General features: G+C 67.9%; 12 protein-coding genes and 1 pseudogene. 8 read left to right on the top strand and 5 right to left on the bottom strand.

Translation table 11 applies throughout. From position 1 onward, the window contains the following. The first annotated feature begins 243 nt into the window (after nt 1–243). From E0500_RS29895 to E0500_RS45145, 6 genes and pseudogenes are all read left to right on the top strand, one after another. Nucleotides 244–903, top strand: a complete 660-nt coding sequence (locus tag E0500_RS29895; RefSeq protein WP_181587192.1) for a hypothetical protein — start codon at nt 244–246, stop codon at nt 901–903. Continuing rightward, nucleotides 900–1898 carry a nucleotidyl transferase AbiEii/AbiGii toxin family protein gene (locus E0500_RS29900; RefSeq protein ID WP_131572150.1) on the top strand — a complete coding sequence of 333 codons (999 nt, stop codon included), beginning with the start codon at nt 900–902 and terminating at the stop codon, nt 1896–1898. Before E0500_RS29895 ends, E0500_RS29900 begins: the two co-directional genes overlap by 4 nt. 485 nt (nt 1899–2383) lie before the next feature. Further along, entirely contained in the window at nt 2384–3277 is an 894-nt protein-coding gene (locus E0500_RS29905; RefSeq protein ID WP_309505187.1) for a hypothetical protein, read from the top strand. A gap of 447 nt (nt 3278–3724) precedes the next feature. After that, nucleotides 3725–4438, top strand: coding sequence for a hypothetical protein (locus E0500_RS29910; RefSeq protein WP_181587290.1), 714 nt, complete (start codon nt 3725–3727; stop codon nt 4436–4438). Continuing rightward, a complete protein-coding gene (locus E0500_RS29915; protein WP_309505188.1) occupies nt 4428–4955 on the top strand; it encodes a polyprenyl synthetase family protein in 528 nt (175 codons plus the stop codon). The genes E0500_RS29910 and E0500_RS29915 overlap by 11 nt, the downstream gene beginning before the upstream one ends. Before the next feature lie 403 nt (nt 4956–5358). Next, a pseudogene (locus E0500_RS45145) lies at nt 5359–5478 on the top strand (IS5/IS1182 family transposase); the annotation flags it as partial. Nucleotides 5479–5548: 70 nt separating this feature from the next. On the opposite strand, the gene E0500_RS29920 reads toward E0500_RS45145, so the two are convergent. Both E0500_RS29920 and E0500_RS29925 read right to left on the bottom strand, forming a co-directional pair. Continuing rightward, nucleotides 5549–6199: a hypothetical protein gene (locus E0500_RS29920; RefSeq protein ID WP_309505189.1), complete on the bottom strand. Its 651-nt coding sequence runs from the start codon at nt 6197–6199 to the stop codon at nt 5549–5551. Nucleotides 6200–6313: 114 nt separating this feature from the next. Then, nucleotides 6314–7414, bottom strand: a complete 1101-nt coding sequence (locus E0500_RS29925) for a hypothetical protein (RefSeq protein WP_131562246.1) — start codon at nt 7412–7414, stop codon at nt 6314–6316. 157 nt (nt 7415–7571) lie between these two features. On the opposite strand from E0500_RS29925, the gene E0500_RS29930 reads away from it, so the two are divergent. Continuing rightward, nucleotides 7572–8669 (top strand): DUF2235 domain-containing protein, encoded by a 1098-nt coding sequence (locus tag E0500_RS29930; protein WP_131562244.1) that lies wholly within the window; start codon nt 7572–7574, stop codon nt 8667–8669. A 248-nt stretch (nt 8670–8917) separates the two neighbouring features. Here E0500_RS29930 and E0500_RS44385 read toward each other — a convergent pair whose 3' ends face one another. Next, nucleotides 8918–9511 (bottom strand): hypothetical protein, encoded by a 594-nt coding sequence (locus E0500_RS44385; RefSeq protein ID WP_258573015.1) that lies wholly within the window; start codon nt 9509–9511, stop codon nt 8918–8920. Between the two features lie 116 nt (nt 9512–9627). Continuing rightward, on the bottom strand, nt 9628–10407 hold the full coding sequence (locus E0500_RS44390) for a hypothetical protein (RefSeq protein ID WP_258573017.1): 780 nt from the start codon (nt 10405–10407) through the stop codon (nt 9628–9630). On the opposite strand from E0500_RS44390, the gene E0500_RS45575 reads away from it, so the two are divergent. Then, a complete protein-coding gene (locus E0500_RS45575) occupies nt 10309–10752 on the top strand; it encodes a transposase (protein WP_399120277.1) in 444 nt (147 codons plus the stop codon). The genes E0500_RS44390 and E0500_RS45575 overlap by 99 nt on opposite strands. A gap of 14 nt (nt 10753–10766) precedes the next feature. On the opposite strand, the gene E0500_RS29945 is transcribed toward E0500_RS45575, so the two are convergent. Continuing rightward, nucleotides 10767–11789 (bottom strand): GNAT family N-acetyltransferase, encoded by a 1023-nt coding sequence (locus E0500_RS29945; RefSeq protein ID WP_258573599.1) that lies wholly within the window; start codon nt 11787–11789, stop codon nt 10767–10769. Nucleotides 11790–12002 lie beyond the last annotated feature (213 nt).

Below are 12002 nucleotides of genomic sequence, written 5' to 3' on the forward strand. Positions count from 1 at the left end.
CGGGGTGAACATGAGCGAGCCGGGCGCCACCCCTCCCTCTGCACCAACTGCACCCTCAGGATCGACTCCGCACGGCGGGAGGCTCGGGGACGCCGGCCCCCGGAGAGCGTCTGTCGGATGTCCGTCAACACCAGCTGACGGCGCGGGCATCCGCGGTGCACGGCAGCGCGGGGCGCACCAAGAGCACGGCACCTTCTGCGTCCGGTTCTCGCGACCGGCAAGTGACCGGCCCGGGAAACGCGGATGCCGCGAGCGGCCGTGGTCTGGCACGATCCGTGGGTGTCCGCTTCCCTGTACGAATCGCATGTGACGGTCCGCTGCGCGGGCCCCGACGAGTGGGTGCGGCTGCGCCGGTGGGCAGCCGCGGCCGGTCTGAAGCTGACGCACATCGTGCTGGCCTGCGGCCGGATGCGCGAGCAGCCCATGCTCACGCTGTCCGGCTCCTCGTCGTATGCCGAGCAGGCCGCGCGAGTGCGCGACGTCGTGGCGGGACTGCGGACGGACGGCTTCGAGCCGGTGCGGGTGAAGACCGAGTCCACGCCGTGGGCCCCGGAGGTACCGGCTCGGCTCTGCCGGGACGACGAGCGGTACTTCGAGCACCACGTGAAGCTGTTGCTCGACGCGGACACGGACCTGGCCGCGCTCGCGGTCCGGGTGGTGCCGCACGGCGCCCATCTGTCGTGGAACGCCCGGCGGGTGCGGGCCGGGGCACGGTATGAGTGGTTCGTGACGCAGCGGTGCCGCGGGGTGGGCGCCGACGGGGCGGGGCGGGCGCTGGAGCGGCTACTGACGGAGCTGGGCGGGTTCGTGATGCTGGGCGTGGAGCGGGAGTTCGTGCTGCACGACAGTGACCCGTCCGTGGACGACGGTTGGATCGAGGAGCCTGTGGGGGTACGGACATGAGCGGGACGGCGTGGGAGGGGTTCGGCTGGCGGAGCACCGAACTGCCCCGGGAGCCGCTGGACGAGGCCACCCGCAGGGCCGCGAACCTGCCGAAGACGCTGCAGTGGGTGCCAGGAGACGACGTGGTGCAGCGTCCCGTCTTCGACCCGTCGCTGAAGCACCACCAGAACGCCTACCGCGCGACCGACCCGCGGTTCGGCGATCCGGCGCGGGGCGAGGCGTGGCGGGCGACCCGGCGCCAGGCCCTGCACCTCGTACTGGAAGCGATCGGCGAGTCGCAGTGGGTGGACGCTCTGGTGCTGCGGGGCAGCGTGCTGATGTCGGTATGGTTCCCGGACGCCGCCCGCGAGCCCGGTGACCTGGACTTCGTCGTCGTCCCTCACACCTGGCGGATCGATGACGGCCAGACGGACCGTATGCTGCACGGAATCGCCGAAGCAGCGCAGACGCTGGCCGACATGCGCGGACGCGAGGTCGGGATCTCGACGCGGGGCGCGGTGGTCGAGGACATCTGGACCTACGACCGGGTGCCGGGCCGCCGCATGGTGCTGCCGTGGGGCTCGCCCGGGCTGCCCGGCGGCCATGTCCAGCTCGACTTCGTCTTTAACGAGCCGCTGCCCGAGGCGCCCGAGCCGGCCGAGCTGCCGGGCGGCACGATCGTGCAGGCGGCCACGCCGGAACTGTCCCTGGCCTGGAAGCTGATGTGGCTGGTCAACGACATGCACGCGCAGGGCAAGGACCTGTACGACGCCGTCCTGCTGGCCGAGCGGCACCCGCTCCGCTACGAGCTTCTGCACGAGGTGTTCCGGCTGTCCGGCGAGTGGCCGTATCCGTACCGCGAGAGGATCCTGCTCGAGGACGTGGCCGAGGCGGTCGGATATGTGGAGTGGAACCACTTCGTCACCGAGTATCCGCAGTTCAGAGATGCCGAGCGGGAGTACGCGGACCGGCTGGTGCGGACCGTGACACCGACGTTCGAGCGGGCCGGCGACTGATCCGGCTCACAGCGCAGCGGCACCGACCACATCCATCAGGCAGAACCCGGGGCCTCACCTGGGCTTGCTCAACATCAAGGACGCCCTTCGGGCAGCTCAAGGTGGAGTAGCCGCCCCGGTATCCGCGCTCGCGCAGTTGCTGGTAGAGCTCCGTGGCGTTGGTGTTGCCCGCGGCGAACTGGGCCTAGAGGAGAGGCTTGTGGCGGTCGAGCGGGGAGTCGCGGCGGTCGCGTGCGGGGGCGACGGTAGCAGGAGAAAGTTCTGCCTCCGTGATGGGTAGGATCACGCCGCACGCTGAGCGGGCGGTTCGAGCCGCGCCGCGCACGGCACAGAGCGAAACATCGGGGGCGCACGGCATGAGTACGAACGGCAATGGTTACTGGGATCCGATGGGGGGACCCGGCCCCGGTGGACAGCCGGGCCCAGGTCCCGGCCATCAGCCTTACCCCGGGGGCGGACACCACCCGTACCCTGGCGGTCCCGGCGTGGGGCCCTACCCGCCGCAGCCCGCGCCCGTGCCGCCGCAGGGGTACCCGGGGCATCCGCAGGGCTGGGGCCCGAACCCGCCACAGCCGCACGGTGGTGGCCCGCAGCCGCCGTTCCCGCGCCCGCCCCGGCCGCCGCTGACGCGCGGGCAGCGGATCCTCAAGTGCGTCTACAACCCGTTCTACGCCGCCCAGCGGGCCTTCCGCCCCTCGCGCCCGGGCGCCGTCGAGGACCTGACGGTGCGCAAGATCCAGATGTGGCGGACCGGGCTCGGCATCGCCGCCTGGCTCGTGCTGGTCATGTCGTACAAGCCGGTCGACACCGCCAAGGGCGTCGAGACCGCCGCGGGCGACAAGTTCACCCAGAGCTGGATCAGCACACTCGTCCTCGTGTGCGCCTTCCCGTTCGTGATCGCCCTGTTCGCGTTCGCCGCGCAGGGTGCGCTGCGCGGGCTCTACCTGCGTCGGTCCCTGAAGTCCTTCGGGGCGGTGGCGGCTCTGATGGGGTCCATGGCCACATTCCCCCTCGCCGTCGCGCCCGACCCGGGGACCGCCGGCTTCCGTGACGCCATCGGCACCCCCGGCATGGTCGTTCTCGTCACCCTCTGCGCGTGGTCGCTGGGCTTCGCCCTGTACGGGATCGCGCTCTGCCTCATGCACGTGTTCCGCACCGCCGACATCCACGAGGTGCTACCGCCGATCCTCGCTACCTTGCTGGTGTGGGTGATGGCCGCTCTCGACGTGATCAACAACGAGAACGCCGAGGTTCCCGTCCTTGCCCGGATCGTGTTCCTGCTCGGTGCTCCGGTGTCGGTGACGGTGTTGTCGTGCTGGGAACTGTACCGGCTGCGGAAGTACCACAACCTGACCGTGCGACAGGCCCTCGGTCGCTAGGTCATCTCCGCTGTTCAGTCAGCCATGTCGTCGCAAGACGCCACTGGTTTCACCTGAGGCTCACGCTTAGGCGCTCCGACTCCGTAGCTGTCCGCCGCGCCCACATTGATGCCGTCCGTCGGCGTCCAGGGCTTCAAGTCTCCGCCTTCGCGCTGCCAAGTTCGTCCATTGCGATCAGTGAACTCCAAGTATTCGACCTCAACACTGTCGGCGGAGCGTGCCGCCCGGCAGGCCGGCACGTCGGCTGTTGCTGCCGAGCCGGCCTCGCTGCGTACGACGGCTTGAGCACGTCGATCGTCTGTGAGGCCAACGCTGTGGGTGGCACGATGAGTTGGGACGAAAGGTGGGGTTTCGTGCGGGGTGACAGGCGGCAGATTCAGACGGCGGTCCCGGGCGGTGCGGACTCGGAGAAGCCGCTGATGCTGCCGCTGGAGGCGATCGAGCTGGATGCCTTCCGCCGCCGTCACGAGCACGACACGTTCTGGTGCGGGCTGCGGCCTTCAGCTGACCACCAAGCTGTACACCGACCGGGTCTGCCACTTCGCCGACCATCCGGGCCCCGATGGGCACCTTCACCTGTGCGGCCGCCGCGCCCGAGGGGTCAGCAGCGCCGACCACCTGTATGCGAAGTCCGCGGCCGCCGACTGGCTCCGCAGCGGGGGCAAAGATGCCGACTTCGAGTTCGTCCAGCCGGAGGGGGTGCGGATCGGCTCGGTGGTGGACATCCGATTCCGCAATGGCGGGCTGCGCGTGCACTTGGACCAGGCAGTGGAGCCGTCGTGGGACCAGGGCGGCCACGAGCCGGTGCTCGGGATGTCGGTGCCGGTGGACCGGGACACGCTGATCGACCGCTGGTATGTCCATCGCATCCGGCTGGACAGCGAAGGCACCGCCCGCCGGGTCCGTATCGGCACCGAGGCATTCGCGCGGGAAACCGAGTGGTTCGCGCTGGACGACTGCGAAATGACGGAGCGAGGACTGTCGACACCGGCAGTGGAGCAGATGGTGCGCTCCCGCAGCAGCCGGCCCGTCGCCCAGTGGGGCGTGGCCAAGGCAAAGAAGGTTTCCGGACGCCCGTGTGCGGGCGCAGGTGCTGCTGCGCAAACTAGCCGATGCCCTCAGGGTGGAATCCGCCTTCGTGGTGAGCCCGGTGCTGCGTGACATCGCGGATCTGACCGGCGTTGAAGGGGAGGTCCAGGCTCAGCTGGCGGCCGCCGTCTCGGACGCGGAAGCTTGGCTGGAGGACGCCGGCGTCACCGACCCGGCCGTCCTTGACCGGTTCGACGAGGCATTCCGGCTGATCGGCATGGCCTTCCAGATCCAGGACGACGCCCTCAACCTCACCGATGACGAAGCCCTCTACGGCAAGGAGGCCCTCGGCGACCTGTGGGAAGGCAAAAGGACGATCATGCTCATCCACCTCCTGCGCACCGCCACCGATCCCTGGGAACACGAACTTCTCCGCCAGATCATCCTCAGACCCCGCGAGGAGCAGAAAGCCAAGGACGTCCAGGTCGTCCTGGAGTACATGCGCCGCTTCGGATCCATCGACTTGGCCGACGACCTCGCCGCCCGCGGCATCGCCAACTTCGAACGTGACCTCGACGTCATCCCCGAGAACACGGGCAAAGCCGTGCTCCGTCAGATCGCCCACTACGTCACCTCAAGGGCACTGTGACCACGACCGCCACCCCACCGGGCTCACCCGACGAGCAGGTACAAAAGCTCCTCCACACGGCGAACCACTGGACCCGGGCCGCCCTGTGCACCCTCGCCCGCCACGGCGCCGCCCTGCGCCGCGACGACCCCGCCCGCCCCACTCCTCCCCCTCGACCAAGCCCTCACCACCGCCGGCCTGCCCCTGAAATAGCTACGCGCGGCCGCCGGCCGGACACACGACGAGCCCGGCGAGAACGGCACTCAGGGCAGCGGCCCGGAACCTGACGGCTCCACCCCACAGGAACTGCCGCAACTGGAAAGCGGCCGCTACCTGTACCAGGACGTCGCACTCGGCGCCTGGGAAACCGCCCGACGGCTACACCTGTGCCTCTCCATCCGAACACCGTGACAAAGGCAAGTCCGACCGCCGCCCGGCCTCCTCCGCCACCCGCGTCTACTGGGCGATGATCCAGGTCATGGCCCGCCGGCTCACCGGCGCGAACACTCCCACCTGGCGCGACCCAAAGCCGGTGACCGTGTGACGCCGGCAGCGGTACCACCCCTCCGGAGCCGACGCCCCCGAACTGACCGCGGAGGGCGCCAGCAGGCGCCTCATGATGTGGGCGGATCCGGCTGCAGCTCCAGCCGTACTTCGGTTACGCTCACGCCCTCCGGAGCGCCGAACGCCTCAACCATCACGCCGTTGTTGATGCCGGTGACCTCCAGAGCCAAGTGCTCGGCCCCCACGCGCACATCGAGCCTTGCCACCGGCTCGCCCGAGAAGTCCGGCATGCGGTGGATCCGCGCTGCCGGATACTTCAGACTCGTTAGCTTGTCCCGCATCTCCCCGTACGTGGCCGTGCCCTTCCCCGAAAACGCCCTGCTGATGCGCAGTTGGTGCCTCTGGGCCGCACACTCCTCTGTCACGGTCAGCGGCACCGGGTCGACCAGGACGGGCAGGGTGGAGTCGGGGGTCGGCTCCCCTGCCGTGGCATCGGCCCCCGTGGCCGATGTAACGGCAGCGGAGCCGCTGGAGACGTCCTGGGCACAACTCTGCGAGATGAGGCCCGCCATCTCGAGGAACCGCGCCTCCGCGTCGTCATCGCCTGTTGCCGCGACGGTGCTGACCATGGAGGTCTGATCGGCGGTGGCATTCAGCGCGCCGAAGCCAGCCAGGACGACGACGCCGCCGAGCGCGGCCGCCAGTAAGGACTTCGGGAGGAATATCGATCGCATGTCCATACCATGCAGGCTGCGGGCCACGCCCACATGAGTACCTGTACTCAATCCACCAGGACATCAGCTCCCCAGCGACTACACCGGCACTGGCCTACTTGATGTGGGCGAACGACTCGGTGCGGCTGTTCTCCCTCCAGATCAGCGATCGACCGGCTCGTGCGGGGACACATCGGATGCTTCCGACTCGGACTGGCGTCCCGTCTTTGCGTAAGGTGCCCTTCCTTCGGCCTCGCCATGCAGTGCCGCAGCCACTGCGACCATCGTGGGTGACTCGATCAACTGGGTTGCGATCGAGTCCAGTACCACCGCGATGGCTCGGGACCGCTGGGTGAGCCCTTGATAGAGCAGGACCGCGCAAACGGTCAGTGCGAGACACCACAGCACGTGCGCGCGCACTGCGAGGGTGGCTACGAGCGCGACTGTAGGCAGGAACATGTTGATGCGGATGGACGCTTCCGAAAGCAGCCGGTCGTACCTGTCGAATACCTCTGGGCGTTGGATCAGAAGTCGGGTCGCCAGGTCAGGCAACTCATCGGACAGGGTGAGGAGTGCGGCAATGGCGAGCACTGGCATCTGCCGTACGGTGGCATCGCTGATGGGCAGATCGGGGTCACGCCATTCCACAAGCGTTCCGGACGTCTCGTCTCCAGGGTTATTTCTCCAGAGGCGTCGCCGGGATTTGTACGACGCCGATGGGAAGATGGGGCCGGTCTCCTCGTGCCGCCACTGCCGCACGCGTTCTTCATTCGGCCTACCTTCCTCAGTTCGTCCTGTGCCGCCCTCTGTAATGGGGGCCTGCCAGTCCGCCTGGACCAGCTCGACGTTGAGCAGGGTCACTCGATTAGCCGTGGTGGAAGGTGCCGCGCGGCGCCACGCCGCAATCGCCGCCACGGACCGCTCGGGTGGCATGTCCTCTGGGTTGTCGAGGCGGAAACGGACCCGGTTAGCGACCGCCTCCCAGGCCGGACGGTTAGGCCGGATCCCATCAAGCCACCGTGCGGTTGCAGGGTCGAGCTCGACAGTTGAGCCCAGGAAGTAGGCAATGAACGTCAGAGCAGCTAGGAAGCTGGCCGACGGTAGCACTCCAACGAGGTCGAAGAGATCACCAATGGCTCCGTGGGCAGCGGTTCGTTGCGGCAGCACATCGTGGAACCAGAGCCAAATGGAGATCAGCCATAGGTAACCCACCGTCAGGGGGGTTCGCAGTTCCCGTACACCCGGTAGGAGGTTCGCGAGCATCTTTGTGAAGCTAATGCCCGGCGAGGCCAGGGAGCAATGACCCTTACGGCGCGTAACTTCCTTTTTATGACACAGGTTCGAGCGCTCGTTCTGAGCGAGGCCGTGGACGCGTCGAGCGTTCGGGCAACGGGCAGGATTGTCTCCTTCAGGGGGTCTCATGGCCAAACGCTTGATCGTTTGCTGCGACGGAACGTGGAGCGTCGCCGACCAGTCCAGCGATACGAATGTCGCGAAGGTTGCCTGGTCCATCCAGGAGAATGACGACCAACTCGTATACCACAAGGGAGGAGCCGACACCCGCCGATGGGAGCCTCTACGCGGTGGATCCGTAGGGCTGTCCCGCAGCATCCTGGATGCCTACAGCTTCCTGATTGACAAATACGAGCCCAGTGACCAGCTGTTCGTATTCGGGTTCAGCCGGGGCGCGTACACAGCCCGGAGCCTGGTCGGCCTGGTGCGCTCCGCCGGCATCCTGCGCCGGGAGAACGCCAGCCGCATCGACGAGGCGTGGTTCTGGTACCGCAGCCGGACGGATCCCCCTGACGCTGTGGCACCCACACTGTTCCGGCAGGCATATGCCCACCAGGCAGGGATCCACTTCATCGGTGTGTGGGACACCGTCGGTCCTCTCGGTATCCCATCCGCCGTGCCGGGGTCGCTTTACTCGGCCACCATCGCCCGGCTCAACCGCCGGTGGGCGTTCCACGACACCGAACTGAGCATGGCAGTGAAGGGGGCCTTCCACGCGCTGGCCATCGACGAAGAGCGCGATATCTTCCGGCCGACGCTTTGGCGCCAGCAGCCCCGGGCCGCCGACAGCGGACAGGAGCTGAAGCAGGTGTGGTTCACGGGGGCACACGCCGATGTCGGCGGTGGCTCCCCCAAGACTGGGTTGTCGGACATCTCCCTGCTGTGGATGACCGCCCAAGCCGCACGGTACGGGCTGGAGTTCGACGCGACGAAACTCAACACGCCCGACCCGGGAGCGATGCCCGAGGACACAGATACCTCCTTGGTCAACCCCGATGTTATGGCCCCTGTGAATGCCCCGCAAAGCGGAATGCGCAAGACCGCCCTGCCGCTGCACCGGCCAATCGGGGCAGCCTCAAACCCGGGCGGTGACCCAGACACATGTGAATACATCTCAGACACCGCAAAGCGACGATTCGAAAAGGACAAGTCCTACCGGCCGCCAGGGCTCGTCCAATACCTCAGTTCTGCGGAGACTCGCATCGAGCGTGTTCCTCTGCCCTGACGACTTCGTGCGCAGTTGGCCGTGGCGCCTCGAGCACGTGATTCAGCTCCCAGATTGTGCGAACGGCACGCCGCGGTCGAGACCCGTGCTGCAGGGTTCGATTTCCACCGCTCCCCCGGACACGCTCTACGTGTGCTGGCCCGCCGTCGCGGCGTCGCCGTTGCGGAGTTCGCTCACCGCCCGTCGGGGCACCCTGGCGCGGCTGGCGATCTCGCTGTCGGTGCGGCCCCAGCCGATCGCAGCGGTGATCAGATGACGGCGCTCGGCGCGCGTCGGCCCCAGCTCCTGGCTCGCGGTGTCCGGCGAGTCCTCCATCCAGGCGATGTCAGCGCCGAGGACCGCGAGGCGGTCCCAGTCCCGGGAGCGCATCTGCTTCCGGTGGCTGGAGGCGGCCTCCCGTGCTCCCAGCAGGCGCCATCCCTGCCGTGCGGCGTGTTCCTCCTCGCGGTCGAGGTGTCGAGTTCGGCCTCCGTGGAGGTGAAGGTGATCTCGCTGTCGGCCAGGCGGTCGTGTTCGGCGTCCCAGGTCGCGAACTTCTTGAGCGGTCGGGGGTCTCCGTTCATGAGGACGGTCCGGTACCAGGCCCGTACGCCCAGCACGTCGAGGCCCACGCCGCTGCCGTCCTGGTACGGGACTCCGAAGACCTTTTTGATCTCCTCGTGCCAGCGTTCGTTGCTGCCGAGGTGCCGCGTGATCGTCTCGCACTCGCGGGCAAGGTCGCCCAGTGGCCTGCGCAGCACCTCCGGCTGGTACACCTGCGGGAAGCGGGCCACGATCACGCCGTAGTCGACCAGTTCGGCGTCCTCCTCGGGCCCGGCGGCCTGACGGTGGCGCGAGACCACACGCTCGATGTTGCGGCCGGCACGGGCAGTCGGCGGACCAGTCGAGATCACCGCCGCCGTCGAACAGGCCGTTCAGCAGTGTCTGCGCGTACGGGGTCAGCTCCTGCAGCAGCGCGTTAGCGGCCGCGACGTCCAGGTAGGGCAGCTCCTTCACGCCGGAGTCGATCACCCAGGACCGTAACCGCGGCACCGGCTCGAACCACATGTGCGGCCCGACCGGCGAGAAGCCCTTCCCCAGGAACCAGCGGCTGCCACGTCCCGGGCGGCACCTCGTCCCTCGACCGCCCGGCCGACGGCTCCAGGCGCTCGGTCTTCTCGTGGAGGTGCAGCTCACCCGTCCGCGTGTCCAGCAGCACCTTCTGGTAGTGGCCCGGCCGGCGCCGCTCGTTGAGCGGCTTGGATGAGATCACGTCCGTCACTGGTGTGACGCTGATCCGCGGTGCCTTGTAGCGGGCCACGTCCACCTCGGGCAGGGGAGTGTCGTTGTTCGTCACCTTGTTCTCCTTCACGGTGGGGGTCGCTGGGGCTCGCCTGCGGCGAGTCCCAGGGTCTGGACGGCGAGCGCTTTCCTGCGCGCATCCACCTGGTTGAGGTTGTCGTGCAGCTGCTGGGCGACGGTTTCGGGGGGCGATGACGAGCGGCTCGACCGGCGGGTGGCCGACGGCGAGGATCTGCGCGTATGCGGCGGCCCGCTCCTCGCCATGCACGACGTAACCGATCTCCTTGGCGGCGGTCGCCTCCTTCTTCCACGCGTCGATGGCGGCGTGGGCCTCGTCGACGGCCACAGCGTAGGCGTGGTGGGCGGCCAGCCAGGCGATCGGCGCCTGACTCACCCCGAACTCGCCGTCGCCTGGGCGGACTCCGCCTACGGCGGGACCCTCGTCGACTGGTCCCACTCCTTCCTTGGGATCACCCTCAAGACGGTGCCCCGCCGTAAAGACCAGGACGGCTTCGCCGTCCTCGCCAAGCGGTGGCGTGTCGAGCGGGCGATCTCATGGATCATGAGAGCCAGGAGAAACGTCCGTGACTATGAGCGGTTCATCTCCCACAGCGAGGGCCCCCATCACCTGGACTTTCATCACCCTCATGGTCCGCCGCCTCACCCGCCCTCCCCGACCACCCCGCACGTCACCACATCCTGTCCAACCGGTGAAAGCGGCCGTCAAACCCACGTCCATACGCATCCGGAAGCAGACGCAGACGATCCGGCTGGCCCCCACCACCCTGCGCTGATTCCGTAATGATCAGAGCCTGTTCAGAAGGGCAGGCCCCGCAGGTCCACACTGACGGTGGGATGAGGCAGGCCGACTAGGTCGTAGATCATGGTGGTCACTGGCAAGGTCCGGGTGCTGCCAGGCTGGTGGAAGGCGACGGGCGCGGAAACCCTGCTCCATCCCAGCTGCGTGTAGAACGGGACCAGGTCCGGTCGGCAGAGCAGAACCATCGTCTCGGCACCAGCTGCTCGTGCGTGTTCGACCGCAACGCTGATTACCGTCCGGGCGATGCCCTGGTGTCGATAGGCGGGGTGCACCAGCACACCGCCCAGCCCCGCGGTGCGGCGCGGCGATCCGTCGAAGGCCATGTCCCGCAGCAGCCATCCTGCGGAAGCAACCGGTCGGCCTTCGGAGACAGCCGTGAGGGTGTGTTGTTTGTCAGCCCACACCAAGCTGAGCCCGTTCACCCCGAAGGGGCCGGGCAGGCCATCGCGGAGTGCGGCTGCGTCATCTGGGGAACCGGGGCCTGGCGCATGGATCAGCTGGAGGTCCGTACAACCGTCGTCGACCACATGCTCCGCAGCGGCCGTGGCGGCGGGGTCGAACCGGTAGCGCAGGCAATGCCGGCCACTGGACTGGACAGTCCCATCCTCTTGGGCGCCCAGGCGGCGTAGTACCGCGATCGAGGCCGCATTGTCGGGCAGGACGAACGCGAAAACGGCAGGGAGCGAGAGGCTGCGAAACGCGAGGTTCAGGCACGCACGGCCCGCTTCGCCGACGATCCCGCGTCCTTGGGCCCGTGGGTGCAGGGCGAAACCGAGGTCGACTCCGTACTGGGGCCGATTTCGCAGTCCCACCCGGCCGAGAAACGCGTGCGTTGCGGCGTCCCTGACCGCGAAGTCGCCGTAGCCGTGTATGGCCCAGTGGGCGACGTGATCGTCGCACATGGCCTCGGCTGCAGACCGACTGTCCGCCCGGCCGGTCGCCAGCCACCGCATGACGCTGTCCTGACTGACCACAGCTTCGAAGAGATCCTCGCTGTCCCGTCGGCTGATCGGCTCCATCACAAGCCTCTGGGTAGACAGAACGGGTCCACTTAACCGGGCCACTCAGCAACTCCTCTCGATCAAGGACTGAAGGAGCGTACCCAGCGGCTCAGGCCAGGACCCGCCGCTCGGCAACAGGCATCTTCAGCTGCAGCCCATCTACTACGGAGCGTCACAGATCGTCGGTTCCGACACAGCTTCTGACCTTGTCTTTTAACCTCTGAGCTCGAA

It is taken from the genome of Streptomyces sp. KM273126 (assembly GCF_004337435.2).
Classification (GTDB): domain Bacteria; phylum Actinomycetota; class Actinomycetes; order Streptomycetales; family Streptomycetaceae; genus Streptomyces; species Streptomyces acidicola.